This is a genomic window from Mesorhizobium sp. M7A.T.Ca.US.000.02.2.1, assembly GCF_003996995.1.
Taxonomy (GTDB): Bacteria; Pseudomonadota; Alphaproteobacteria; order Rhizobiales; family Rhizobiaceae; genus Mesorhizobium.
This window is the reverse complement of sequence record NZ_RZTT01000056.1, coordinates 1-21,282: the sequence shown is the minus strand read 5'-3', so window position 1 is coordinate 21,282 and position 21,282 is coordinate 1. Positions and strand designations below refer to the sequence as shown.

Here is a 21,282-nt window from a genome sequence, read left to right as displayed (position 1 = left end):
GGCTAAGGAACTGCTCCGCCTTGCTGCGAGCCTCGTCGTCCTTGGCGTCGGCAGCGTCTTCTTTGGCTTCCTGGATGCGGCGCGCGAGATCGGCGCGGTCGACATCCCTCACGGCGACAGCCGATTCCGCCAGCAGCGTGCAGCCGGCCGGAACGATGTCGGCGAAGCCGCCGAACACCACATAGCGTTCTTCGCCGCCCGCCGCGGTCTTCACGGTGACGACGCCCGGCTTGATCGTGGTCATGACCGGGGCGTGATGCGCCATGACGGTCATCTCGCCTTCGGCGCCCGGAATGACGACGGATTCGACCTGCTCGGAAACCAGCAGGCGTTCCGGCGAGACCAGTTCGAATTTGAAAGCTTCAGCCATGATCAATTTAGCGAATAGCGAATAGCGAGTAGCGAATTAGTCAGAAGAAGAATTCGCCGGCCCATATTCCCAATTCGCTACTCCCTATTCGCTATTCGCTTGATTACGCCGCTTCAGCCGCGAGGCGCTGTGCCTTCTCGACTGCTTCCTCGATGCCGCCGACCATGTAGAAGGCGGCTTCCGGCAGGTGATCGTAGTCGCCGTTGCAAAGGCCCTTGAAGCCCTTGATGGTGTCGGCGAGATCGACCAGCTTGCCCGGCGCGCCGGTGAACACTTCGGCGACGAAGAATGGCTGCGACAGGAAGCGCTCGATCTTGCGGGCGCGGGCCACGGTCTGCTTGTCCTCTTCCGAGAGCTCGTCCATGCCCAGGATGGCGATGATGTCCTGCAGCGACTTGTAGCGCTGGAGGATCGACTGCACCTGGCGCGCGACGCCATAGTGTTCGTCGCCGACGACCAGCGGGTCGAGCATGCGCGAGGTCGAATCCAGCGGATCGACCGCAGGATAGATGCCCTTTTCGGCGATGGCGCGGTTGAGTGTCGTCGTCGCGTCAAGGTGGGCGAACGAGGTCGCCGGCGCCGGATCGGTCAAGTCGTCGGCGGGCACGTAGATGGCCTGCACCGAGGTGATCGAGCCCTTGGTGGTGGTGGTGATGCGTTCCTGCAGCGCGCCCATGTCGGTGGCGAGCGTCGGCTGATAGCCCACCGCCGACGGGATACGGCCGAGCAGAGCCGACACTTCCGAACCCGCCTGCGTGAAGCGGAAGATGTTGTCGACGAAGAACAGCACGTCCTGGCCCTGGTCGCGGAAATATTCCGCAACCGTCAGGCCGGTCAGGCCGACGCGGGCGCGCGCGCCCGGCGGCTCGTTCATCTGGCCATAGACGAGTGCGGCCTTGGAGCCTTCGCCGCCGCCCTTCTTGTTGACGCCGGATTCGATGAACTCGTGATACAGATCGTTGCCTTCGCGGGTGCGCTCGCCGACGCCGGCGAACACCGAATAGCCGCCATGCGCCTTGGCGATGTTGTTGATCAGTTCCTGGATCAGCACGGTCTTGCCGACGCCGGCGCCGCCGAACAGGCCGATCTTGCCGCCCTTGGCGTAGGGAGCCAAGAGGTCGAGCACCTTGATGCCGGTGATCAGGATCTGTGCTTCCGTCGACTGCTCGACATAGGTCGGAGCCGGCTGGTGGATGGAGCGCATTTCGGTCGCGTCGACCGGGCCTTCTTCGTCGACCGGCTCGCCGATGACGTTGATGATGCGGCCGAGCATGCCCGGGCCGACCGGCACGGTGATCGGCGCGCCGGTGTCACGCACTTCCTGGCCGCGAACCAGACCTTCAGTCGAGTCCATGGCGATGCAGCGCACGGTGTTTTCACCCAGATGCTGGGCAACTTCGAGCACCAGGCGGTTGCCGACATTGGTGGTCTCGAGCGCGTTCAGGATCGCCGGCAGGTGATCGCCGAACTGGACGTCGACAACGGCGCCGATGACCTGGCGGACCTTGCCGGCAACGCCGGTTGCCTTGGTGGCCACTGCCGATGTCTTGGCAGCAGCGGCCTTCGCCGGTGCTGCCGCCTTGGCCGGTGCAGCCTTCGCGGCTGCTGCTGGAGCCTTTGCCGCCTTCGCGGGGGCTGCGGTCTTCGCGGCTGCGGCCTTGGGGGCTGCCGTCTTGGGGGTCGCTGCTTTCGCCATCGTCTTTACCCTTTTTCGTCCTTTGTTTCTCACGCGGTCCAGTCGCGGGTCGATGACCCGCGAACCGCGCCTAGAGCGCCTCGGCGCCCGAAATGATTTCGATCAGTTCCTTGGTGATCTGCGCCTGCCGCTGGCGGTTGTAGGTGATCGACAGCTTGTTGATCATGTCGCCGGCGTTGCGCGTCGCATTGTCCATGGCGCTCATCTTGGCGCCCATTTCGCCGGCCACGTTTTCGAGCAGCGCCCGGAAAACCTGCACGGAGATGTTGCGCGGAATGAGGTCGGAGAGGATTTCGCCCGGCTCCGGCTCGTATTCGTAGACGGCACTACCGCCATCGATCGCCTCGGCCGGAGCCGAAGCAACGCCGGCCGGGATGATCTGCTGCGCGGTCGGGATCTGGCTGATCACCGACTTGAACTGCGAATAAAACAGCGTGCAGATGTCGAAGCCGCCCTCGTTGAAGAGGTGGATGACCTTCTTGGCGATGGCATCGGCATTGACGAAGCCGAGTGTCTTGACCTCGCGCAGATCGACGCGGTCGATGATCATCGACGCATAGTCGCGGCGCAGGATGTCGAAACCCTTCTTGCCGACGCAGATGATCTTGACCTGCTTGCCGTCCGCCAAAAGCTTGCGGATATGGTCGCGGGCAAGGCGGGCGATCTGCGAATTGAAGCCGCCGCACAGGCCGCGCTCGGCGGTGCAGACGACGAGCAGATGCACGTCATCCTTGCCGGTGCCGGTCATCAGCGCCGGGGCATCGCCGCCGCCGCCGATGGCCTGGGTGATGTTGGCCAGCACGGAACCCATGCGCTCCGAATAGGGGCGCGCCGCTTCCGCGGCCTCTTGCGCACGGCGCAGCTTCGCCGCGGCGACCATCTGCATCGCCTTGGTGATCTTCTGCGTCGCCTTGACCGAGGCGATACGGTTACGAAGGTCTTTTAATGAAGGCATGCTTCAAACCTGATCCCGTCTTGTCTCATCCTGACTGGCAATTCGCTCAGGCGAAGGTCTTGGCGAAAGCGTCGATCTCGGCCTTCAGCTTGGCGCGCAGATCGTCCGACAGCGCCTTTTCCTTGCGGATGGCATCGAGGACGTCCTTGCCGGCCGAACGCATGTGGCTGAGCAGGCCATGCTCGAACTTGCCGACCTGGTTGACCGGCAGCTTGTCGAGATATCCGTTGACGCCGGCGAAGATCACCGCGACCTGCTCTTCCGTCTTCAGCGGCGAGAACTGTGGCTGCTTCAGGAGTTCGGTGAGGCGCGATCCGCGGTTGAGCAGGCGCTGTGTGGCGGCGTCGAGATCCGAGCCGAACTGCGCGAAGGCCGCCATTTCGCGGTACTGCGCGAGCTCGCCCTTGATCGAGCCGGCAACCTGCTTCATCGCCTTGATCTGCGCGGCCGAACCGACGCGGCTGACCGACAGACCGACGTTCACCGCAGGACGAATGCCCTGGAAGAACAGGTTGGTTTCGAGGAAGATCTGGCCATCGGTGATCGAGATCACGTTGGTCGGGATGTAGGCCGACACGTCGTTGGCCTGCGTCTCGATGATCGGCAGGGCGGTCAGCGAACCACCGCCCAGATCGTCGTTGAGCTTGGCGGCGCGCTCGAGCAGGCGCGAGTGCAGGTAGAATACGTCGCCCGGATAGGCTTCGCGGCCCGGCGGGCGGCGCAGCAGCAGCGACATCTGGCGATAGGCGACGGCCTGCTTCGACAGATCGTCATAGCTGATCAGCGCGTGCATGCCATTGTCGCGGAAATATTCGCCCATGGTGGCGCCGGCGAACGGCGCCAGGAACTGCATCGGTGCCGGATCGGAAGCGGTGGCGGCGACGATGATCGAATATTCGAGCGCGCCGCGCTCTTCCAGCACCTTGACGAACTGCGCGACGGTCGAGCGCTTCTGGCCGACGGCGACGTAGACGCAGTAGAGCTTTTCCTTCTCGGGGCCGTTGTCGTGCACCGATTTCTGGTTGAGCATCGTGTCGAGGATGATGGCGGTCTTGCCGGTCTGGCGATCGCCGATGACCAGCTCGCGCTGGCCGCGGCCGACCGGGATCAGCGCATCGATGGCCTTGAGGCCGGTCGACATCGGCTCGTTCACCGACTTGCGCGGAATGATGCCGGGCGCCTTGACGTCGACGCGCTTGCGCTCGACCGCCTTGATCGGACCCTTGCCGTCGATCGGATTGCCGAGCGCATCGACAACGCGGCCGAGCAGGCCGGGGCCGACGGGGACGTCGACAATGGCGCCGGTGCGCTTGACGATGTCGCCTTCCTTGATGTCGCGGTCGGCGCCGAAGATGACGACGCCGACATTGTCGGCTTCGAGGTTGAGCGCCATGCCGCGGATGCCGCCGGGGAATTCGACCATCTCGCCGGCCTGGACATTGTCGAGGCCGTAGACGCGGGCGATACCGTCACCGACGGACAACACCTGTCCGACTTCGGAGACCTCGGCCTCCTTGCCGAAATTCTTGATCTGGTCTTTCAGAATTGCGGAAATTTCCGCGGCGCGGATGTCCATCAGCCGACCTCTTTCAGTGCAAGCTTGAGCGAATTGAGTTTGGTTTTGAGCGACGTATCGATCTGGCGCGAGCCCATCTTGACCACCAGCCCGCCGAGCAGCGACGGATCGACGGTGACGGAGATAGCCACGTCCTTGCCGGCAACGCTCTTCAGCGCCGCCTTGAGCTCGGTCTGCTGGGCAGCCGTCAGTTCGTGAGCCGACGTCACTTCAGCAGCGGTCTCGCCACGATGTTCGGCTGATATCTGGCGGAACGCCCTGATCATGCCGGGAATGGCGAACAGCCGGCGGTTACGGGCGACGACGCGCAGGAAATTACCAGTGAGGCCGGCAATCCCGGCCTTGTCGGCGATTGCCGCGATGGCCTTCGCCTGGTCCTCGCTGGAGAACACCGGGCTGTTGATCAGCCGGGTGAGATCAGCGCTGCCCGCGAGCATGGCTTCGAAGCTGTTGAGGTCGGCTTCGACCTTGGCCACGGAATTTGCCTGCAGGGCGAGTTCGAACAGCGAACCCGCATAGCGTTCTGCGACACCTGAGATTGGCGATGACGATTGAGCCACGGACCGTCTTTTCTCTTGTCTGACAGGCCGTAGATTGTTGGCGCGAGCAAAAACTCTGGCTAAATCTTTGACCTTACTGCATTTTTTCAAGCACGGAGACGCGGCTTCCGCTATCCCCGGCCGAAAGTCGATTGCCGTCTAGCACAGGCATTTTAAGACCGCAATGCGTCGTTCCGCATGGTTTTCAGGCACTATTGTCGCATCCGGCAAAAGTCGCCCGTCTTCCATCGCGGAATACCCAACGATTCAAGGCAGAAAGCCGAAGGCAAAGGCGAGCGGCAACGCCGCCAGCACCAATTCCACCACAATGGAAACCCAATTGAAAGGCGTGTTGGCGCCATCCGACATCATCGACAGCAGCCGGCCGAAGGCGGTGAACAGCCAGGAGAAGCCAAGCGCCATGTAGATCAGCGGCTGCGCCAGCAGGATACAGCACAGTCCGACGCCGAGATAGAAGCCCGACATCCTGCCGCGCCCCTCGGCGATCGCCGCAGCCTTCTCTGGCTTGACCTGCAGGCGCAGGGCACGGAAGGCGAGGCCAGGTGCCAGAAAAAACAAAAGACCGAGCAGCACGGTGAAGACGGCGCTCGACCAGGCCAGCCATTCGCCTTGGCTCGTCGGCCATGGAAGCGCAAAATCCATACTGTCCCCTCGAAATGCCTGTTTTGAAATTCCGGGCATTCTAGCGGAGGAAAAGAAGCGCGCCAGATGGATCCACGCACTTTAGGCGGCGCGCATCAACCGAGCGCGAATGCCACAGCCGCTTCGGCATGGATGCGCGTGGTGTCGAAGACCGGGATGTCGAAATCCAGCTCGCCTATGAGCATGGTGATCTCGGTGCAGCCCATGATGACGCTGTCGGCCGCCTCTTCGCGGCGCAGGCGCTCGGTCTCGGCGATATAGGCCGCCTTTGAAGTCTCCTTGACGATGCCCTGGCACAACTCGTCGTAGATGACGCGATGGACCATGTCGCGCCCGGCGCCATCGGGCACGACAGGGTTCAAGCCAAATCTGTCGGCGAGCCGGCCCTTGTAGAAATCCTGCTCCATGGTGAAGCGCGTCGCCAGCAGCGCCGGACGCTGCATGCCGGCGCGCTTGACCGCCACCGCGGTGGCATCGGCGATGTGGATCAGCGGGATCGACACCGACGCCTGCACTTGGTCGGCCAGTTTGTGCATGGTGTTGGTGCACAAAAGCAGACCCTCCGCGCCGCCGGCCTCGAGCTTGCGTGCGGCTTCGACGAGAAGCACACCGGCGCCATCCCAGTCGCCATGATGCTGCCGCTCGGCGATCTCGGCGAAGTCGAATGACCAGAGCAGAAGCCTGGCCGAATGCAAGCCGCCCAGCCGCTCGCGCACGATCTCGTTGAGCAGCCGATAGTAGATGGCCGTCGATTCCCAGCTCATGCCGCCCAGAAGGCCAAGGGTTTTCATTGCGCGAGCTGTTCCTTTTCCTAGGCGATCCTCGATACTATAAACACATGAGACCACATGGAGGTCGCAGTGAAAACCGTTCAGCTTCAGCAGGCCAAGGCGACACTCTCGGCAATTGTGGAGGCCGCGGGAAATGGCGAGCCAACCATCATCACAGAAAACGGCAGGCCGGCTGCCATGATCGGCCCGGTCGATGAAGGGCGAAAGCTCTATCCGCAAGACAGTCGGAGAAATTTGGCTGATTGGTTACTTCGGTGTCCCGGCGACATCGAATTTGAGCGAAACGAATCGCCGTCACGAGATGTCGAGTTTTGAGCCGCCCGAGGTACCTATTTGAATCCACCTACCAAGCGCCCGGCAGCTACAAAAAACTCTGGGGATCGATATCCACCTGCACCCGGACCGAACCGCGCTGCTTCGGCCCGTTGGCAAGCATCACGCGAATAAAACCTTGCATGTCGGCGCGCCGTTCGCCCTGGATCAGCAGGCGGAAGCGGTGGCGGCCGCCGAGCAGGGACAGCGGCGCCTCCGCCGGCCCCAGCACGAACAGATCGGTCGCCTCGGGCGCGGCGCGGCGCAGGCCGCGTGCATGGCCCTCGGCTTCCGCCCGCGTCACCGCACTGACGATGACACCGGCGAGCCGGCCGAAGGGCGGCAGGGCCGCCCGTTCGCGCTCGGCAATCTCGCGCTCGTAAAAAGCCTCGGCGTCGCCGGAGACGATCGCCCGCATCACCGGGTGGTCGGGCTGAAAAGTCTGCAAAAGGCCAAGGCTCTTCTTGCCGGTGCGGCCGGCACGGCCGGTGACCTGGCTGAGCAGCTGGAACGTGCGCTCGGCGGCGCGCGGATCGCCATTGGCAAGTCCGAGATCGGCATCGACGACGCCGACCAAAGTCATGTTGGGAAAATTGTGGCCCTTGGCGACAAGCTGCGTGCCGATGACGATGTCGGCCTCGCCATCGGCGATCGCTTCCAGCTCCAGCCGCAGCCGCCGCACGCCGCCCATCAGGTCCGACGACAAAACGATGGTGCGCGCGTCGGGAAAATGCGTCACGACCTCCTCGGCGATGCGCTCGACACCTGGCCCGCAGGCGACCAGATGATCCAGCGTGCCGCATTCCGGGCAGGCTTCGGGGCGGCGCTCATTGTGTCCGCAATGATGACAAACCAGCTGACCGCGAAAACGATGCTCGACCAGCCAGGCCGAGCAGACCGGGCAGCCGAAGCGGTGGCCGCAGACCCGGCACAGCGTCAGCGGCGCATAGCCGCGCCGGTTGAGGAACAGCAGCGACTGCTCCTGCCTCTCCAGCGTCTGGCGCATCTGGTCGAGCAGCACCGGCGACAGGAAGCCACCGCGCGCCGGCGGTGCGCGCCGCATGTCGACCGCCTTCAGATGCGGAAGTGCCGCCTCGGCGAAGCGAGCTGAGAGCACGGCCCTGTTGTAGCGGCCCTGGCTGGCGTTGACCCGGCTTTCAACCGACGGCGTCGCCGACGCCAGCACGACGGGGAAGCTGCCGATATGGCCGCGCACCACGGCCATATCACGCGCATTGTAGAAGACGCGGTCCTCCTGCTTGTAGGCAGGGTCGTGCTCCTCATCGACGACGATCAGGCCGAGCTCCTTGAACGGTAGGAACAGCGCCGAGCGCGCGCCGGCGACGACCCGCACGCCGCCCTCCGCCACTTGCCGCCAAACCCGCTCGCGCATCCGCGGCGGCAGGTCGGAATGCCATTCGCCCGGCTTGGCGCCGAAGCGCTGCTGGAAGCGCTCGAGAAAGGCATGCGTCAGCGCGATTTCCGGCAGCAGGATCAGCACCTGCCTGCCCTGGTCGAGCGCAGCCGCCACCGCCTCGAAATAGACCTCGGTCTTACCGGATCCGGTGACGCCGTCGAGCAGCGCGACGTTGAACACGCCGGCTGCGACATTGGCGCGCAGCATCTGCGCCGCGGCGCTCTGGTCCGGCATCAGGTCCGGAATGGCGTAGCCGGGATCGGGCGCGGCCACCACCGGGCGCGGCGGGATCATCACGGTCTCGAACACGCCTTGCGCCCTCAGCCCGTCGATCACCGTCGACGACACGCCGGCGGCGTGAGCGAGGCCGGAGCGCGTCCAGGCAAGGCCGCCTTCGCCCGTCTCCAGCACACGCTGCCTGGCGCCCGTCATCCGGTCGGGTGCGAGAAGCGTGCGCTGCAACCCTTCGATCCACGGTTCGGGGTCGAAAGCCTCCGGCGCCCTGAGCAGCATGCGCGCCACCATGCCCGGAGGCGACAGCGTGTACTGCGCCACCCAGTCGACGAAACGGCGCATCGCGCGGTCGATCGGCGGGCAGTCGAAGACCTGTTCGATGGGGCGCAGCTTTTTTGCGTCGACCTTCTCGACCGCGCCATCCCAGACGATGCCGGCGACCTGGCGCGGCCCGAGCGGCACGCGCACGATCGAGCCCGGCACCACGCGCATGCCGGCCGGCACGGCATAGGTGTAGGGGCGTTCGGCGGGCATCGGCACCAGCACCGGTGCGGCTGCGACAAAGGGCGAATCTTCGATCATGAGGCGTGACCTTGCCCTGACTTTGGTCTAGATCAAAGGCCGACCCCGAATGTGCATGGCATGCACATGAAAATCTTCAGGAGACCCGCCATGAAATTTTTTGTCGACACCGCCGACGTCAAGGATATCCGTGAGCTGAACGATCTGGGGCTGCTCGACGGCGTCACCACCAATCCGTCGCTGATCCTCAAATCCGGCGGCAAGATCGCCGACGTCACCAAAGAGATTTGCGACATCGTCAAGGGTCCGGTCTCGGCTGAAGTCACCGCCACTGAATATTCCGAGATGATGCAGCAGGCCAAGGTTCTGGCCAAGATCGCCGACAATGTCTGCATCAAGGTGCCGCTGACGCTGGACGGTCTCAAGGCCTGCAAGACGATCCGCACCGAGATGAACCGCCTGGTCAACGTCACGCTGTGCTTTTCGGCCAACCAGGCGCTGCTGGCGGCCAAGGCCGGTGCCTCGTTCATCTCGCCCTTCGTCGGCCGCGTCGACGACATCGGCATCGACGGCATGGAGCTGATCCAGGAGATCAGGCAGATCTACGACAATTACGATTTCCAGACCGAGATCCTCGTCGCTTCGGTGCGCACCGTGAACCACGTCAAACAGGCGGCCCTCATCGGCGCCGATGTCGTGACCGCGCCGCCGGCGACCCTGAAGGCGCTGGTCAAGCACCCGCTGACCGACAAGGGCCTGGAACAGTTCCTCGCCGACTGGGCAAAGACCGGCCAATCGATCGGCTGAGAATGGCGATCGGCTGAGACCAATCGCTTGTAATCAAAAAGGCCGGGCAACCGGCCTTTTTTATGTGCGCTTCAAGCGGGCTGCCGATCAGTCCGCGCCATCGTCCTCGGGCGCGCTCGGCTGGCGCCGGCCCATGATGATTTCGCGTTTGCCGACATGGTTGGGTGCGCCGACCAGGCCTTCCTTTTCCATACGCTCGACCAGGGACGCGGCGCGGTTGTAGCCGATGCCGAGGCGGCGCTGGATGTAGGACGTCGAGCACTTCTTGTCGCGCACCACCACCTTCACCGCCTCGTCGTAGATCGCATCACTGTCTTCGGCTGCGACGGATCCCTTGTCGAGGACCGCGCCCTGGTCTTCTTCGATTTCTTCCTCGTCCTCGTCGGCCGTCACGGTTTCCAGATATTCAGGGCGCCCTTGCGCCTTGAGATGCGCGACCACATGCTCGACCTCGGCGTCGGAAACAAACGGCCCATGCACGCGCGAAATGCGCCCGCCGCCCATCATGTGCAGCATGTCGCCCTGGCCAAGCAATTGTTCGGCGCCCTGCTCGCCCAGGATGGTGCGGCTGTCGATCTTCGATGTCACCTGGAAGGAAATCCGGGTTGGGAAGTTGGCCTTGATCGTGCCGGTGATGACGTCGACCGAGGGGCGCTGCGTTGCCATGATCAGGTGAATGCCGGCAGCGCGCGCCATCTGCGCCAGTCGCTGGATCGCGCCTTCGATCTCCTTGCCGGCGACCATCATCAGGTCGGCCATCTCGTCGACGATGACGACGATGTAGGGCATCGGCGCGAGGTCGATTTCCTGCTGTTCGAAAAGCGGTTCGCCGGTGCCCTTTTCGAAGCCGGTCTGCACGGTCATGACGACGGTTTCGCCCTTGTCGCGGGCTTGAGCGGCACGATCGTTGTAGCCGTCGATGTTGCGCACACCGAGCCGCGCCATCTTGCGATACCGGTCTTCCATTTCGCGCACGGCCCATTTGAGCGCCGTGACGGCTTTCTTGGGATCCGTGACGACGGGCGTCAGAAGATGCGGGATGCCGTCATAGACGGAAAGTTCGAGCATCTTGGGATCGACCATGATCAGCCGGCATTCTTCCGGCTTCAGCCGATAGAGCAACGACAGGATCATGGTGTTGATGGCCACCGACTTGCCGGAGCCCGTGGTTCCGGCCACGAGCAAATGCGGCATCTTCGCCAGCTCGGCGATAACAGGCTCGCCGCCGATCGTCTTGCCGAGACAAAGCGCCAGTTTGCAGCTGGTCTTGCGGAAGCCTTCCGATTCGATCAGCTCCCGGAAATAGACGGTTTCGCGCGTCTCGTTCGGGAGCTCGATGCCGATGACGTTGCGGCCAGGCACGACAGCGACGCGCGCCGAAATCGCCGACATGGAGCGGGCGATATCGTCGGCAAGCCCGATGACGCGGGAAGATTTGACGCCCGGCGCCGGCTCGAACTCATAGAGCGTGACCACCGGGCCTGGGCGAACATGAATGATCTCGCCACGCACGCCGAAGTCTTCGAGCACGCTTTCCAGCAGATCGGCGTTCTGCTCGAGCCGCTCCTGCGACATGTAGAAGCCTTGTCCCTCCGGTGGCTGCTGCAACAGCTCTTCCGAGGGAAGCTCATAGGGATCGCCCGCGGTTGACAGCACGACCTTTCCAGCCCCAGGCAAGCGCGCAGAGCGGGCGGCAACGGCCCTGGCAGGGACGTTCACAATTGGCGCGGCCGACGCGGAAACGGCGTCGCTTTTGGCGGCTGGGATTGCGACAGGCTGGACCGGCGACGGCGCATCGCTCGCCGGCACGCCGGGTTGGGCGACGGCCTGGTTCGAATTGGCCGGCCAAGCATCCGGCAACGGCTTCAAGGCTTGGCCCGGAAGGCAGTCGATGACACGAAACAATGCGGTGGCATCGGTCCCTGGGCGAATATCGATCGGCGTAGTGGTGACTGGCGCCACGGCGAGCGGCGCAGGCGACGCTGGACCGGTCTGCCGGGCCGGCGACGAAACGTCGACCAGATAGGGTGCCATGGCCTCGAAGAAGGCATGATCCGAAAGATATGGCCGGCGCAACCTTTCGGAAGTGGTCGTTTTGGCGCCCGGAGCAACGGACGCGCGCGCGGATGCCCGTGCCATAGCGACCGTCCTCGGCGGCATCGGCGCAACGGCTGGCACCTTCTCCCTGGCGCGCCCCGCGGCAACAAAAGCAGCAGCCGGCGGCAGTGGCCCTTGCGTGGCGTGGCCGGCCAGCGGCTGGGAAGCAGGGCTTTTCACCGAAGCCGGCAATGCCAGGAGCGAAGGCGCGGAGGACGCCCCTTTGATCATGGATTGCGCAACGGCTTGCTCTGCTGGGCGCGTCGCGGCGTGTTCGACAACACGCTCGTGCTGCGGACGATGCTTCCTGGCCTCATAGTCCGGCGTGCGTGTAAAACGCACGTTGGGTGCTAGGAAGAAATATTCCTGCCAGGCAGGGCTCTCGATATCGCCGATTTTCGAAGGCGTATCGTCCGAGCCACCCCGCGGCTCCATATAGGGCCGCTTGTTGCCGCCGAGATCGACCACCGGCGCTGAATAGCCGGCCTGGCGTGTGGCGGGCTGCCGGCCGCCCGGCTCCTTGCGAGCCGGACGATCAAGGTCGCCTGCCGCAGAAGAACCTCGCTGACCACCCCTGTCGCCGATGCTCTCGGAGCGCTTCCCCTCGGGATCATCAGGCGATGCGGCCGTCGATAAATTGACCCGGGAAAAACGCTTGGCTTCCATTCTCAAGACTCACTCTGAAATGTCTGCCGAGCAATAGGGAGCGAGTGGTTAACAGTTGCTTCCCGGATGGATCGCCGACCATCCTGGGCACCAAAATCTTCGTGGCAATCTGCGAGCGACACGGCACGATCGTCGTCTCGCCGCATCCACGCCGGTGGCGCGATCTACTCGCCGTGCCGCAGCAGCTCGATGGGTATCTTCGGGCAATCCCTGTTCGGGAATCTGGTTCTGTTCGGGAATCTGGTCACGATCCCACGATCATCCCATCATGCCTGGGGCCGGACCGTTGATGAGGTGCGCTAGCCGGTCTTGCCGTGCCGGACAAGGTCCTGGGCAATGGACAGCTGCAGCGCTTCCGCCAACTCTCGCGCAGCGCGATTCTCGGCGTCGATCTGCGCCCGGTATGCGGCGAATTCCTGACGCGGCCTGTCGAAGGACGAGGTGATCGAACGCTTGCCGGATGCGATCACAACGCCGGTCTTCGCATCGGCCAGCGTATAGCTGCCGGTCAGCGTCACGGAACCGGCGGTCGGTTCGTCTTCATCCGTTCCGACCTGCACGAGTGCCGCGGACTCGACCGCTTCGGTCACGCCGAGATTGAGCGAATAGACCGGCGAGGCCGGCTCGCCGGCGCCTCGTCCAAACCCGAAAATCAGATTGTTGCGCACCTGTTGGCCGTAACGCGTATTGACCGGCTTGATACCGATCAACGCCAGTTCGGCACTGGCACTGGCCTGCGAACCTGACAGTGGCGCGCTCGAATAGAGCGGCCGCACCGTGCAGGCCGAGACAAGCGCGAGCGAACCTATCAGGCCGGCAAGCGCAATGCGGCGCAGCAAATGGCTCAACTCTGTCTTTTCCCGATCAGGCAACGACATTGACGATCCTCTGCGGCACGATGATCACCTTGCGCGGAGCCTTACCTTCAAGTGCTTTCTGCACGAAGTCGAGAGCCAATACCGCTTTTTCGACCGCACCTTGGTCCGCGTCGCGGGCAATTGTCAAATCCCCCCGCTTCTTGCCGTTGACCTGTACCGGATAGGTGACTTCGTTGTCGACGACCAGCGCCGGATCGAAGACCGGCCAGGGCCGTTCGGCAACGAGATCGGTGCCGCCAAGCGTTGCCCAGCACTCCTCGGCCAGATGCGGCATGACCGGCGCGATCAGATGCACGAGAATCTCCACCGCCTGCCGGCAGGCGCCTTTCAGCGCTGCATCGGCCTTGCCTTCGGCCACCTCGTTGAGCGGCGTGGTCAGGGCGTTGGCCAGTTCGTAGATGCGGGCGATAGCGCGGTTGAAGGCGAGCTTCTCGATATCCTCTCCGACCGCCTTGAGTATCTTGTGCGCGGCCTTTGAAACCACCGCGGCCTCACCGCTGCTGGCCGCCACGGGCTTGATGCCGGCCAGTGTTTCGGCCGCCGTCGACACCAGGCGCCAGATGCGCTGGATGAAGCGATGCGCACCGGCGGCGCCATCGTCGGTCCACTCGACATCGCGCTCGGGAGGAGAATCCGACAGCATGAACCAGCGCGCCGTATCGGCGCCGTAGCCATCGGTGATGTCTTCCGGGCTCACCGTGTTCTTTTTCGATTTCGACATCTTTTCCAGCGGGCCGATGGTGACGGCCTCGCCGGTGGCGATGTCGATGGCGCTGCGCTTGCCGTCGACGTCCTCCAGCCGAACTTCGGTGGGCGCCAGCCAGCGGCCATTCGATGCCGAGCCGACGCGATAGGTTTCGTGCACCACCATGCCTTGCGTGAACAGGCCCTTGAACGGCTCGGCCAGATCGACATGGCCGGCCTCGCGCATGGCGCGGGTGAAGAAGCGCGAATAGAGCAGATGCAGGATCGCGTGCTCGATCCCGCCAATATACTGGTCGACCGGCAGCCATTCGTTGGCCGCCTTGGGATCGGTCGGTTCATGCGCCCACGGCGCGGTGAAGCGGGCAAAATACCACGATGAATCGACGAACGTGTCCATCGTGTCGGTTTCGCGCCGCGCATCCCTGCCGCATTGCGGACATTTCACATGGCGCCATGTCGGATGCCGGTCGAGCGGATTGCCCGGCCGGTCGAAATCGACATCGTCGGGCAGCTTCACCGGCAGGTCCGCCTTCGGCACCGGCACCACGCCGCAAGCCTCGCAATGGATCATCGGGATCGGGCAGCCCCAGTAGCGCTGGCGCGAAATGCCCCAGTCGCGCAGGCGGAAATTCACCTTGCGCTCGGCCATCGGCCGGTTGCCGATCGTCTTCTGCTCCAGCAGTTTGGCGACTTCGTCGAAAGCCTGATCCGGCTTCATGCCGTCGAGAAAGCGCGAATTGATCATCACGCCGTCATCGACATAGGCTTCATCGATGATCTGGAACGTCGCCGGATTCTCGCCTTCCGGCATCACCACCGGAATCACCGGCAGGCCGTATTTGTTGGCGAAGTCGAGGTCGCGCTGGTCGCCGGACGGACAGCCGAAAATGGCGCCGGTGCCGTATTCCATCAGCACGAAATTGGCGACATAGACAGGCAGCGTCCAATTGTCGTCAAACGGATGGACGACGCGGATGCCGGTGTCGAAACCCTTCTTCTCAGCTGTCTCCAGCGCCGCCACCGAGGTGCCCATATGGCCTATATCCTCGATGAACTTCGCCAGCGCCGGATTGTGCGCAGCGGCCTTCTTGGCCAACGGATGATCGGCGGCGACAGCCATGAAGGAAGCGCCGAAGATGGTGTCGGGCCTTGTCGTATAGACTTCCAGCTCATGCTCGCCATCAGAGGCGTCGGCCAGAGGCCAACGGATCAGCAGGCCTTCCGAGCGGCCGATCCAGTTCTGCTGCATCAGCTTCACTTTTTCCGGCCATTCGTCGAGGCCGTCGAGCGAATCCAGCAGATCCTGCGCGAAATCGGTGATCTTGAAGAACCACTGCGTCAGTTCGCGCTGTTCAACCAGCGCGCCCGAGCGCCAGCCGCGCCCGTCGATGACCTGCTCGTTGGCGAGCACCGTCATGTCCTCCGGATCCCAGTTGACCTTGGAGGATTTGCGCGTCACCAGCCCCTTCTCGACAAAATCGAGGAACAGCATCTGCTGGCGGTGGTAATAGTCGACGTCACAGGTGGCGAATTCGCGCGCCCAGTCCAGCGACAGCCCCATGACCTTGAGCTGCTCGCGCATGGTGGCGATGTTCTGGTAGGTCCACTCCTTGGGATGGACCTTGTTCTGCATCGCCGCGTTTTCGGCCGGCATGCCGAAGGCGTCCCAGCCCATCGGGTGCAGCACGTTGAAACCCTTGGCCCGCTTGTAGCGCGCCACCACGTCGCCCATCGTGTAATTGCGGGTATGACCGATATGGATGCGCCCCGACGGATAGGGGAACATCTCCAGCACATAGTATTTCGGGCGCGGATCGTCATTGTGCGCTTCGAACAGCTTCTTGGCGTCCCAGGCCTTCTGCCATTTGGGCTCTGACGCGCGCGGATTGTATCGTTCGGTTGCCATGGGACGTTTTTCACTTAAAAGCATGCGCGAACTGCGGGCGACGGCTCGGCAGTTCAGGGAATGTGGTCCGGGTGTTCACCATGGTTTGGCAAACCCGTCAACCATATGGGTATCGCGTCTGACAAAAACGCCGGCCAAAACAGCAGGATTTGCATATGGGTGACGCCGTTCAGCAATTTTTCGCGGTCAAGGCGAAGATCGCCGCCGCCGAGCGCGAGGCCGACCGCCAAGCCGGCGCCGTGACGCTGGTCGCGGTCTCCAAGACCTTCGACGCTACCGACATCGGCCCGGTCATCGAAGCCGGCCAGCGCGTCTTCGGCGAGAACCGTGTGCAGGAGGCGCAAGCCAAATGGCCTGATCTGAAGGAAGCTTTTCCTGGCATCGAACTGCATCTGATCGGCCCGCTGCAATCCAACAAGGCTCGGGAAGCGGTGGCGCTGTTCGACGTCATCGAGACGGTCGACCGCGAGAAGATCGCCGCCGAACTCACCAAGGAGATCGCCAAACAGGGCCGCGCGCCAAAACTCTATGTCCAGGTCAACACCGGCTCCGAGCCGCAGAAGGCCGGCATCGAGCCACGCGAGGCCGTCGCTTTCGTCACCCGCTGCCGCGACGTGCATGGCCTCGCCATCGAGGGCCTGATGTGCATCCCGCCGGCCGACGAGAATCCCGGCCCGCACTTCGCGCTGTTGGAAAAGCTCGGCAAGGAAGCCAACGTCGCCAAACTCTCGATGGGCATGTCCGGCGATTATGAGACCGCGATCGCCTTCGGCGCCACCAGCGTCCGCGTCGGTTCGGCGATCTTCGGCAGCCGATAGTTCCGATGCACAGACCGGTCTCTAGTCGCTAAATTCCAACATATTCGATTGGCTGCAGGCCACGACACCTTCGTCATCCTAGGGCGGAGCGACGCGAAGCGGAGCGCAGACCCTAGGATCCATGCCGTGACGACAAGGAAAATGCAGCGGTGCAGAATTCTGTTCCGCTGCATTCTTCGGCAGATGTCGCGGCATGGATCCTCGGGTCTGCGCTGCGTCGCTACGCCCGTGGATGACGACGAAAGAGATGTTTAGGCCAATCCCCGAGGTTTGCGATCTGCCGCCGAAAGAGGCTATAGATTCTCGCTGCCAATAGCTTCCAACCCATGTCGAGGAACTAGCGAACACATCTGTTCGAGCGGAAACCCTGCCATGCTTCAACGGCATCTGGTATATGACTAGCGAAGCCATCTAGCGAGTAGTGCCCTTGAACTGGCATCTTAAGGACGCGAAGAACAATCTGTCGAAACTCGTACGGCAGGCGCGGGAACAAGGGCCACAAACCATCACGGTGCGCGGAAAGCCAACTGCTGTCGTACTCTCCCCCGAGGACTACGACCGACTGGTCGGCGCAACACCTTCGCTTGCGGAATATCTTCTCTCAGGTCCCGTGTGGGATGCCGACTTCGTCGAGGAGGTCAATCGCCGCCCGAAGACGAAGATCCGAGTTATAGACTTATAATCCGCATACTCATGCGAACCTCGTTCGGTGAATGCAGCTGGCGCTTTTCTGATGGCGGCATTAGATGCGGTGAGGGGTTATAGGCCAACTCGGCGGGCTCGTTGAGCCAGCAATTGGAAACGAAACGTACCGTTCCTATTTGCTTTGCGTCATCACAAACTCTCTGGAGCCGCCATCATGCGCTACAACCAGCTTGGAAATACGGGGATGTTCGTCTCCGAACTGTGCCTCGGCACCATGACCTTCGGCGCCGCCGGTCAGAATGCCCAATGGGGCCTGATCGCCAGCCTCGACCAGAAGGGGGTCAACGAGATCGTTGCCCATTCGCTCGCCGCCGGCGTCAATTTCTTCGATACGGCCGACGTCTACTCCTTTGGCGAATCCGAACGGCTGCTCGGCCAGTCGCTCAGGGATCTCGGTGTGAACAGGCAGAACGTGGTCATCGCCACCAAGGCGCATGGCGCCATGGGCGAAGGCCCCAACCAGCGCGGCTCGTCACGCGGCCACATCATGGACTCGGTCGATGCCAGCTTGGAGCGGCTGCAGCTCGACCATATCGATCTATATCAGCTGCACGGCACCGACACCGTGACGCCGATCGACGAAACGCTGCGGGCGCTCGACGATCTCGTTGCCAGCGGCAAGGTTCGCTATGTCGGCGTCTCCAACTGGGCGGCATGGCGCATCGCCAAGGCGCTCGGTATCGCCGAGCGCAAGGGCTTTGCCCGTTTCGAGACCGTCCAGTCCTACTATTCGATCGCCGGCCGCGATCTCGAGCGCGAGATCGTGCCGCTGCTCAACGAGGAGAAGCTCGGCCTGATGGTGTGGTCGCCGATGGCCGGTGGCCTGCTCTCCGGCAAGTACGGCCCCGGCGCGCCCGGCAATGGCGAAGGCCGCCGCGCGTCCTTCAACTTCCCGCCGGTCAATGAGGACCGTGCCTGGGCGGCCGTTGCCGTCATGCGCGAAATCGCCAAAAAGCATGATGTCAGCGTCGCCACGGTGGCGCTCGGCTATGTCCTGGCCAAGCCCTTCGTGATGAGCGTCATCATCGGCGCCAGCCGCATGGAGCAGCTGGAGCAGAACCTTGCCGCCACTGATGTGAAGCTCGACACAGACGATCTGCTTCGTCTCGACGAGGTCAGCGCCCTGCCGTCCGAATATCCCGGCTGGATGCTGGAGCGCCAGGCAGTGGGCCGCCGCCCGGCGCCGTTCACGCCGAAAGCATAAATATAGCCCACGCTGATATCCCGGGCGCCCCGTGGTCCGGGGATGTCAGCTCAGCCGAACGCTCTCACCCAGAAAATCGAGAAAGGCACGCACCCGCGCCGGCAGATGCCGGCCCTGGCCGACATAGACGGCGTGGGTGGGCTCCTCGTCGCCGGGATTGAATGCCTCCAGCAGCGGCACCAGCCGGCCGGCCGCGATGTCTTCCGCCACATGCCAGCGGGCCAGCCGGGCGATGCCCGCGCCCGCCAGCGCCATCAGCCGCATCGCCTCGCCGTCGCTGACCAGCGTGTTGCCGGTGATGGGAACCATGATGGCGCGGCCGTCCGCGTCGAGGAACGGCCAGCCATCGAGATGCCTGACGAACCCGAAGCCCATGCGGTTATGCCTGTCGAGATCGGCTGGCGTCAGCGGCGTGCCCTGCGTTTCGAGGTAGGAAGGTGCTGCAACGACCACCACAGGGCTTTGCCCCAGCTTGCGCGCCACCAGCCGTGACTCACTCAGCGGCCCGGCACGGATAGCGACATCGGCGCGTTCCGCCATCAGGTCGATGACGCTGTCGGTCAGCACCAGATCGACTGAAATCTCGGGGTAGCGTTCGAGGAAGCGTGGCAGAAGCGGGATCAGCCGGTGTACTCCGAAGGGCACGTAGCTGTTGACGCGCAGCCTTCCGCGCGGTGAAGCACCCGTCGCCGCCTCCTGCTCGGCCGCCGCCATGTCGGCGAGGATGCGCAGGCCGCTCTCGTAGAAAGCGGTGCCTTCCGGCGTCAGTTGCAGCTTTCGCGTCGAACGGCTGACCAGCCGCGCACCAAGCCGGGCCTCCAGCCGCGCGATCAGCTTGCTCACCGCTGAAGGCGTCATGCGCAACGCGCGTGCCGCGGAGGAGAAACTGCCGTCCTCGACGACGCGCACGAACACTTCGATCTCGCCGGAGCGATTGATATCGGGCCTGGCCATTTGTGAATCTATTTCACAGAAAATGTGCCCAAGGCAAGTCTGGTTCACAATGCAGGGAAGCACGATCTCAGGGGTCGGGGCGCGGGACGGCGCTCTTCGCCATCGAAGTGGAAACCGCCATGCCTCTTGCTCTTTACGCGCTTGCCGCCGGTGCCTTCGGCATCGGCGTCACCGAATTCGTCATCATTGGTCTGCTGCTCGATGTCAGCAAGGATCTCGGCGTTTCGATCACGGCCGCCGGCCAACTCATTTCGGGCTATGCGCTTGGCGTCGTCATCGGCGCGCCCCTGCTGACCATCGCCACCGGCAACTGGCCGCGCAAGACCGTGCTTCTGGCACTGATGGCGATCTTCACGCTTGGCAATCTCGCCTGTGCGCTGGCCCCCGATTACTGGACGCTGATGGGCGCCCGCATTATCACCGCCTTCGCCCACGGCACATTCTTTGGCGTCGGCTCTGTCGTCGCCACCGGGCTGGTCGCACCCAACAGACAAGCCTCGGCGATCGCGCTGATGTTCACCGGTCTGACCATCGCCAACATCCTCGGCGTGCCCTTCGGCACCTGGCTCGGCCAGGCCTTCGGCTGGCGAGCGACCTTCTGGGCGGTGACATTGGTCGGCGTGGCGGCCTTCGCCGTCATCCTGGCTCTGGTGCCACGCAGCCGGACGGCGCCCGAAAAGAGCGATCTGCGCGCCGATCTCGCCGTTTTGCGCCGCACGCCCGTCCTGGTCGGTCTTGCCACCACCGTGCTCGGCTATGCCGGTGTCTTCGCCGTCTTCACCTATATCGCACCACTGCTGACCGAGATAAGCGGCTTCCAGGAAGCGGCCGTGTCGCCGATCCTGCTCGTCTTCGGCGGCGGCCTCATTGCCGGCAATTTACTTGGCGGCAAGGTCGCCGACCGCTGGCTGGTGCCGGCCGTTCTCGGCAGTCTCGTGGTGCTGGCCCTGGTGCTCGCCACCATGAGCTTCGCCATCCACAGCCAGATCATGGCCGTCATCTATGTCGGCCTGCTCGGCGCTGCCGCCTTCGCCACCGTGGCGCCGCTGCAAATGTGGGTGCTGGACAAGGCGCAAGGTGCCGGCCAGAGCCTCGCCTCGTCCTTCAACATCGCCGCCTTCAATCTCGGCAATGCGGCAGGTGCCTGGCTTGGCGGTGCGGTGATTGCCCATGGCCTTGGCCTGGGCTCACTCACCTGGGTCGCCGCCCTGCTGCCGCTCGCGGCACTCGGCGTGGCGGGGCTGGCGCTGCGTCTCGATCGCACCGCCACGCTCGGCGAGCCTGCCTCCATCCGGTCGTGACCGTCCTCTGCAAACCCGCTTCCCACACCTTTCATTCCACAGGAGTAAAAAGATGGACTACCGACGTCTCGGTGCATCGGGCCTGAAAGTGCCCGCACTCTCATTCGGCGCGGGAACCTTTGGCGGCTCCGGCCCGCTGTTCGGCGCCTGGGGCAACAGCGACGCC

General features: G+C 63.6%; 18 protein-coding genes and 1 pseudogene. 7 read left to right on the top strand and 12 right to left on the bottom strand.

The window, feature by feature from the left end:
* The 7 genes from EOD15_RS08165 to EOD15_RS08135 form a co-directional block, all read right to left on the bottom strand.
* Positions 1 to 370: F0F1 ATP synthase subunit epsilon (locus EOD15_RS08165; protein ID WP_127408411.1), on the bottom strand; the 370-nt coding region annotated here is incomplete at its 3' end.
* A gap of 103 nt (positions 371 to 473) precedes the next feature.
* Positions 474 to 2,066 carry a F0F1 ATP synthase subunit beta gene (gene atpD / locus EOD15_RS08160; RefSeq protein ID WP_164761976.1) on the bottom strand — a complete coding sequence of 531 codons (1,593 nt, stop codon included), beginning with the start codon at positions 2,064 to 2,066 and terminating at the stop codon, positions 474 to 476.
* Positions 2,067 to 2,136: 70 nt separating this feature from the next.
* Positions 2,137 to 3,021: a F0F1 ATP synthase subunit gamma gene (locus EOD15_RS08155; protein ID WP_127322243.1), complete on the bottom strand. Its 885-nt coding sequence runs from the start codon at positions 3,019 to 3,021 to the stop codon at positions 2,137 to 2,139.
* Between the two features lie 46 nt (positions 3,022 to 3,067).
* Positions 3,068 to 4,597: a F0F1 ATP synthase subunit alpha gene (gene atpA, locus EOD15_RS08150; protein WP_023811756.1), complete on the bottom strand. Its 1,530-nt coding sequence runs from the start codon at positions 4,595 to 4,597 to the stop codon at positions 3,068 to 3,070.
* Entirely contained in the window at positions 4,597 to 5,157 is a 561-nt protein-coding gene (locus EOD15_RS08145; protein ID WP_023762496.1) for a F0F1 ATP synthase subunit delta, read from the bottom strand. The genes atpA and EOD15_RS08145 overlap by 1 nt, the downstream gene beginning before the upstream one ends.
* A gap of 246 nt (positions 5,158 to 5,403) precedes the next feature.
* Complete coding sequence (locus EOD15_RS08140; protein ID WP_127322863.1) at positions 5,404 to 5,799, bottom strand: DUF4345 family protein; 396 nt, start codon at positions 5,797 to 5,799, stop codon at positions 5,404 to 5,406.
* Positions 5,800 to 5,894: 95 nt separating this feature from the next.
* Positions 5,895 to 6,590 (bottom strand): aspartate/glutamate racemase family protein, encoded by a 696-nt coding sequence (locus EOD15_RS08135; protein WP_127322864.1) that lies wholly within the window; start codon positions 6,588 to 6,590, stop codon positions 5,895 to 5,897.
* Positions 6,591 to 6,647: 57 nt separating this feature from the next.
* On the opposite strand from EOD15_RS08135, the gene EOD15_RS08130 reads away from it, so the two are divergent.
* Entirely contained in the window at positions 6,648 to 6,905 is a 258-nt protein-coding gene (locus EOD15_RS08130) for a type II toxin-antitoxin system Phd/YefM family antitoxin (protein WP_245463606.1), read from the top strand.
* Positions 6,906 to 6,951: 46 nt separating this feature from the next.
* Here EOD15_RS08130 and EOD15_RS08125 read toward each other — a convergent pair whose 3' ends face one another.
* Positions 6,952 to 9,135, bottom strand: coding sequence for a primosomal protein N' (locus tag EOD15_RS08125; protein ID WP_127408410.1), 2,184 nt, complete (start codon positions 9,133 to 9,135; stop codon positions 6,952 to 6,954).
* 90 nt (positions 9,136 to 9,225) lie between these two features.
* Here EOD15_RS08125 and fsa point away from each other — a divergent pair, with 90 nt between their 5' ends.
* Positions 9,226 to 9,882, top strand: a complete 657-nt coding sequence (fsa, locus tag EOD15_RS08120; protein WP_127320636.1) for a fructose-6-phosphate aldolase — start codon at positions 9,226 to 9,228, stop codon at positions 9,880 to 9,882.
* Between the two features lie 87 nt (positions 9,883 to 9,969).
* On the opposite strand, the gene EOD15_RS08115 is transcribed toward fsa, so the two are convergent.
* The 3 genes from EOD15_RS08115 to leuS all read right to left on the bottom strand — a co-directional run bounded on the left by EOD15_RS08115 (position 9,970) and on the right by leuS (position 16,134).
* Positions 9,970 to 12,645, bottom strand: a complete 2,676-nt coding sequence (locus tag EOD15_RS08115) for a DNA translocase FtsK (RefSeq protein WP_127320635.1) — start codon at positions 12,643 to 12,645, stop codon at positions 9,970 to 9,972.
* Positions 12,646 to 12,944: 299 nt separating this feature from the next.
* Complete coding sequence (gene lptE, locus EOD15_RS08110; protein ID WP_127320634.1) at positions 12,945 to 13,523, bottom strand: LPS assembly lipoprotein LptE; 579 nt, start codon at positions 13,521 to 13,523, stop codon at positions 12,945 to 12,947.
* Positions 13,510 to 16,134 (bottom strand): leucine--tRNA ligase, encoded by a 2,625-nt coding sequence (leuS, locus tag EOD15_RS08105; protein ID WP_127408409.1) that lies wholly within the window; start codon positions 16,132 to 16,134, stop codon positions 13,510 to 13,512. The genes lptE and leuS overlap by 14 nt, the downstream gene beginning before the upstream one ends.
* A 155-nt stretch (positions 16,135 to 16,289) precedes the next feature.
* Between leuS and EOD15_RS08100 the strand changes: the two genes are divergently transcribed.
* From EOD15_RS08100 to EOD15_RS08090, 3 genes are all read left to right on the top strand, one after another.
* Positions 16,290 to 16,952, top strand: coding sequence for a YggS family pyridoxal phosphate-dependent enzyme (locus tag EOD15_RS08100; RefSeq protein WP_127320633.1), 663 nt, complete (start codon positions 16,290 to 16,292; stop codon positions 16,950 to 16,952).
* A gap of 427 nt (positions 16,953 to 17,379) precedes the next feature.
* Positions 17,380 to 17,634, top strand: coding sequence for a type II toxin-antitoxin system Phd/YefM family antitoxin (locus tag EOD15_RS08095; RefSeq protein WP_127320632.1), 255 nt, complete (start codon positions 17,380 to 17,382; stop codon positions 17,632 to 17,634).
* 177 nt (positions 17,635 to 17,811) lie between these two features.
* On the top strand, positions 17,812 to 18,861 hold the full coding sequence (locus EOD15_RS08090) for an aldo/keto reductase (protein ID WP_127320631.1): 1,050 nt from the start codon (positions 17,812 to 17,814) through the stop codon (positions 18,859 to 18,861).
* Between the two features lie 45 nt (positions 18,862 to 18,906).
* On the opposite strand, the gene EOD15_RS08085 is transcribed toward EOD15_RS08090, so the two are convergent.
* Positions 18,907 to 19,815 (bottom strand): LysR substrate-binding domain-containing protein, encoded by a 909-nt coding sequence (locus EOD15_RS08085; RefSeq protein WP_127321115.1) that lies wholly within the window; start codon positions 19,813 to 19,815, stop codon positions 18,907 to 18,909.
* A gap of 119 nt (positions 19,816 to 19,934) precedes the next feature.
* On the opposite strand from EOD15_RS08085, the gene EOD15_RS08080 reads away from it, so the two are divergent.
* Positions 19,935 to 21,116 (top strand): MFS transporter, encoded by a 1,182-nt coding sequence (locus tag EOD15_RS08080; RefSeq protein ID WP_127321114.1) that lies wholly within the window; start codon positions 19,935 to 19,937, stop codon positions 21,114 to 21,116.
* Positions 21,117 to 21,168: 52 nt separating this feature from the next.
* A pseudogene (locus EOD15_RS08075) lies at positions 21,169 to 21,282 on the top strand (aldo/keto reductase); the annotation flags it as partial.